The organism is Paenibacillus sp. VTT E-133291 (assembly GCF_002264395.1).
Classification (GTDB): domain Bacteria; phylum Bacillota; class Bacilli; order Paenibacillales; family Paenibacillaceae; genus Paenibacillus_AQ; species Paenibacillus_AQ nitricinens.
This window is the reverse complement of the sequence record NZ_NFVA01000174.1, coordinates 1-4900: the sequence shown is the minus strand read 5'-3', so window position 1 is coordinate 4900 and position 4900 is coordinate 1. Positions and strand designations below refer to the sequence as shown.

At 32.0% G+C, this 4900-nt stretch carries 5 protein-coding genes and 1 pseudogene; 5 read left to right on the top strand and 1 reads right to left on the bottom strand.

Translation table 11 applies throughout. The features are described 5' to 3' along the window. Positions 1 to 427 precede the first annotated feature (427 nt). From CA598_RS33235 to CA598_RS31055, 4 genes and pseudogenes are all read left to right on the top strand, one after another. Positions 428 to 763, top strand: a complete 336-nt coding sequence (locus CA598_RS33235) for a hypothetical protein (RefSeq protein ID WP_256990734.1) — start codon at positions 428 to 430, stop codon at positions 761 to 763. 307 nt (positions 764 to 1070) lie between these two features. Next, positions 1071 to 1194: pseudogene (locus CA598_RS33230) on the top strand (tyrosine-type recombinase/integrase); the annotation flags it as partial. Positions 1195 to 1397: 203 nt separating this feature from the next. Then, positions 1398 to 1544 carry a hypothetical protein gene (locus tag CA598_RS32510; protein WP_179283815.1) on the top strand — a complete coding sequence of 49 codons (147 nt, stop codon included), beginning with the start codon at positions 1398 to 1400 and terminating at the stop codon, positions 1542 to 1544. Between the two features lie 44 nt (positions 1545 to 1588). Then, complete coding sequence (locus CA598_RS31055; protein WP_094878998.1) at positions 1589 to 1954, top strand: hypothetical protein; 366 nt, start codon at positions 1589 to 1591, stop codon at positions 1952 to 1954. A 757-nt stretch (positions 1955 to 2711) separates the two neighbouring features. On the opposite strand, the gene CA598_RS31040 is transcribed toward CA598_RS31055, so the two are convergent. Then, on the bottom strand, positions 2712 to 3533 hold the full coding sequence (locus CA598_RS31040; RefSeq protein ID WP_076284492.1) for a hypothetical protein: 822 nt from the start codon (positions 3531 to 3533) through the stop codon (positions 2712 to 2714). Positions 3534 to 4322: 789 nt separating this feature from the next. Here CA598_RS31040 and CA598_RS31035 point away from each other — a divergent pair. After that, the gene (locus CA598_RS31035) at positions 4323 to 4658 is read left to right on the top strand and encodes a M15 family metallopeptidase (RefSeq protein ID WP_094878995.1); all 336 of its coding nucleotides are present in this window, start codon (positions 4323 to 4325) and stop codon (positions 4656 to 4658) included. Positions 4659 to 4900 lie beyond the last annotated feature (242 nt).

The following is a 4900-nucleotide window of genomic DNA, read 5'->3' as shown; positions in this document are numbered from 1 at the left end:
TGAGCATAAGGTTAGTTGAAAGGGTTAGGGGCAGTGCGTGGTAAGGGATTGTGGGTTACTGGAAGGTGTTTAGGCTAAAACGATTTTGCCTATAAACTTCTTTTTGGGTAATTTAAAGCCAATCAATTTCTTATGTGTATATGTATAAATTTCACTCCTTTATTGGGTTCGGTAAATCCAATGGAGGAGTGTTTGTTTATGACTGATTTTCAATTTCAGATTGATAATTTTATGTTGTACTGTACTTCGCAGGGAATATCTTATAAAACATCTTGTGCAAAATGAATTAGAAGCAGATGAACAGTTAACTTTCTTCAATAGAGTTGATTATAGAGATTATCTAATGGAACAATTTAGCATCTGATAAAACAAATATTTTATCTAAAAGGAGACATATGAACTTGAAAAAATAGTGGGAGTGTGAAATATGAAAAAAATATTATTGGTTTGTATTATGATAATGTTGATGCTAGCATCGGCTTGTGGAAATGTTGAAATGACATCAAATCCAATTACTTCTAGTGAGCCTAAACCTGCAACGGATGAGTCTATTATTCCAAAAAACACATCCGTATATTGTGCTCAAGAAAGTATGAATTTGGATAGTGAAACTGAAAAATATTTCTATGGAACTTGGAAAGTTGAGAAGCTTTTAGGATTTGCAAATTCATATAATGATGCTTCTGAATATCCAACAGGGCAAAAATTTATTGGAGATGAAATTATCATCAAAAAAGACTTTTTTTCATCAAAAGGTGTTTAACAATATGAACTAAAAAAACCATTATATGAGATTACAGCGACATGTTATAACTCTGACTCTTTTTATAGATTATATAAAATAGATACCCCAGACTTAAATATAAATGATGTAGTAAAAGTAATAAATATAAGTGACCCTTCTACAAACCTTGGAATACCTTTAAGTTTTTTTGTTGTTAATAGCGATAGGCTTATCTTGTTATCAGAGGCAACTATTTTTGAGCTGAAAAAAATACTGATTAAATGAAGCGATTCTGAAAATGCCTGTGAAAATTAAAGGTTTACTTAAAAGAGTTAAAGGGGAATTGAGTCTTTGTAGAATATTAGGTCATTCCTCAGTGGAGGTTACTCAAAATGCATATCTTGATTTTTCAGACGAAGAGATTGGGAAGATATCAACTACATAGTCCTCTGGCTAGTATGGATATATAATTATTCAAAAAGACAGCTAACTCTATTGTTTAGAATTAGCTGTCTTTTGTTGTTTTATATTCTATTCCATCTGAAACCAAACTTACATAATCTCGAACTATTCATGTGGTGAAATAATGAAAATATTCTATAATAAAACGATTATTTACTCAAAATAATAGTTAAATATTAATGGCTTCTTAACAAAATTGGAGGGTGTAAACGTGAATCGATATGTAGTTGGTGAAAATGTTACAACGCCAGATGGTAAAGGAAAGGTTTATGCCTATAGTAATAACTGGTATACAGTAAAGTTAGAAAAGCATGGTGAAATTAAATATTACACAGAACCGCAATTAAGCAAAGTATAATAACACTGCTAATTAAAAAATGAATCCGAAGGAGATTACATAAAATGGGCCTATTTAAAGCGAACCCTGAAAAGGAAGCAAAGAAACGAGAGGCAAAAGAGCTGCGTAAGGTACTTGAAGCCGCTGGTCGCACCAATTACGTTATGATTCATCACATTTCTAGGTTCCCCAAGTCTGAAGCAAATGTAGTAATGGGGATTGGGCAGGGAGTCGAAAAGAACACACTTAGAATAAACGGTGAGACTGTAACTGTCACAGGTTTGGAGTGGCGTATAACGAACTATGACAAGCATTTAGAAAGCGTAAGGAAACACGATTCTCAAGAAAAAATAAGAAAAAGAATTAGTTCGAAAACAGAAGGATTAATGGAAAGTTTAAGAAATGGACAAAGGAAAACAAGGATAGGTTAAGGGTATATAGAGATAAAAGGACTGCTAAAAATTATAATATTACTGACATAGAGTGGACTAATTGTAAAAATTATTTTGATAATTCGTGTGCTTACTCTGGATTAAAAGCAGATGATCATTATATTCCAAGAGGCGCTACCATGCAAAAACATGATCTACACAAAGAACATGTGAACGACGATGGAGCAAACGATTTATCCAACTGTGTACCAGCTTTTTATAGTTGCAACAGCCAAAAATGGAAATTCTGTTTTGAGGACTGGTACAATGAAAGCAACAAAAGCTATACTGAGGATCGGATTAATAAGATACATATTTGGTTAAAAATTGACTTTAGAAGATATCTGGAAAGTTAATAAATTTTTTGTTTTACTAAGATATATATAAACATGGTTAAGTTGAAAAAGCTAAAGATAATTAAACTTGAGAGAGCATTAAACATACATAAAAAATCAGGCGCGTTACAGAATTTACTGTATAGTGCCTGATTTTTTCCATGAAATTAACTACTCCATAGAATTCCATTAGTATTAATTAATTCTTTTATTTCTTTTCTGTATTAAGTAGAGAATTCCGCCAAATACGAATCCACAAATTACTCCAGCCAATAATGATTTAAGTACAGCGAGAGCAATTTCTTCAGTTGATGAATCAGTTACTGCAATATTAATAACAAATATTAAACTGAATAGTACTGTCGATACAAGGAAAGACTTTGATTTTAGAAAATTAATCATTTTTTCTCCTCTATTGTTTTTTAGTTGACAGTTTTATCCCAAAGTACTCCTCCACTTTTATCGCCTTCTTGGAATACATTATAAAATTTATCCTGAACAGTTAGTCCATAACCTGCGATTTCAAGTCCGAAATGAAATTTACCCTTTCCGAAAATTCTCACTTTTCCAGTCATTTCATAGGTAACTCCTTCTTCCCAATCGTCAACCTGCCAAATTGACAAAGTGCCTTTGTTATACCAAGCATCGACTAGATGAGGATTAACTGCTGTACCATTATAGGTAAAGTACCCTTGTACACTAATTGAAAAAATTGTGTTTCCCAGTATACTTTTAACATCGAGAGTATATGTTTTTGTTGGTGTTGCTTGACTTGCTGCTAATTTAGCCATATCGCTCGATAATAAAGCACTATCAATGACTTGTTCATCATCAGTTACTGTCTCGACAATAAAGAATGGGGAATCAGTTAATGTAATTTTAACATTATCTGAGATAATATGTTCTTTGAAATTTCCATTCTCAATGTTAGTTCTTAAATAACTTTTGAGATCCATGTCGCTATCAGCTTCAGTTTCTGGAAGAACAGTTTTTTGGTTTGTATTAACAAAGTAATCCGTTATTAAGGATTCATTCACAGGATTATTTTGAAAAAATGAATTGATTGCTTGATTTGCTTCTTTCGTATTGTCAACATCAGCCTGTTCCAAATTCTTGATAAGATTATCTTGAATACTTTGTATTTCTTCAAGATATTGAGTGTTCACTGCTGTAGCACCCACAGTAGCTGAGAATAAACTGAACAATAGTAAACAAGAGAATAAAGACATTAAACATTTCTTCATAACATAATCTCCTTTGTGGTATATTTGGAATAATATGGAGTGTTTTGATTGTAACATGAAACACTAAAATATAGCAAATGTTTACAAAAAACACTATATTTATATAAATAACTCAATTGTTTATTTTTAATATTTAATATTTGTTCTTTAAAGATTGATGATATTTGGAGTATAGTTGTCCCTTTCATTGTTGGTGGGGTTATTCTTGAGTTTAAGATATTTTATGAGGATAATACATCTATTACGGCAGCAGTTTATGGTATCTAAATTCAAGATAAAACCCCTCTTTTATCACCATTGATCACAAATACACAGGCACAATACACCTTACTTACGCGATTCTGTTCGATATTTTACTGATGGAATTAGATGGTATTTCAAATTCGTAAGTGGTATTAATGGAAGCCAAATCTAAAACTAAAGAGTAATATAAAAGCCCTTGAGGATTATCTCAGGGGCTTTAATATATGTGTCTATTTCATATGCTTTATTGATTAGTTCTCAGTAAGACCACAGTTTAGATTTTAATCTCCTGGCTATAATTGTTATATGCAATTACGAGGGAGAACGTTTCATATGACTAAAAAAACCAACAAGAACGAATATAAACTTGTTATTCATTACGCCACTCCTGAAGCACATGATAAAAAGATCGGTAAAAATCAGATGAGCAAAAGGAACTATAAAATGAATTTAAGTTAGTTATTCACTATGCTAGCGAGGAAGAATCTAAGTCTATTGAATACTTTGAGGAAGAACTGATAAAGCGGTACTGATGAGGCAAAAAAGTTGGGTTTCGAATGGGGCGGAGATTGGACTTCGTTTAAAGATTATCCACATTTTCAATTGACGTTTGGACTGTCTACAGCAGATTATCGTAATGGTAAACAGCCAACTCAAACACAAATAGTTTTTGCCTATGCTCTTATTAGTCCGAAACCAGATAAATCAGTTCAAAAAGAGGATGATAATGTGGAAGCAGTTAAGGACGTTCTAACTAAAGATAATAGTGTACATAACGGATTTATTAAAGATAATGAGAACTATGTTCCAATTAGTGTATTGAAAGCACTAGGTCATAAGGTAAGCTGGGACAATGTTAATAAAAAGCTGTATATCAGCTAATTTATAGGTGTGATGCGAAAATGCATTGCACCTATTTTTTTTATTTATATCTGGCTACGTAGTATAGTCACAATGTAATGTCATTGTTAACTCTAGATGCTTACGACATAATAAAATATGTAAACAATTTTGTGCACTAATGTCTAACCGTATGCCAATAAAGTCTATGAACAATTAACATATCCAAGATGTGAAATCCCTTACCCCATAAGGGCTACACCATTAATATCTCCAAATCTAAG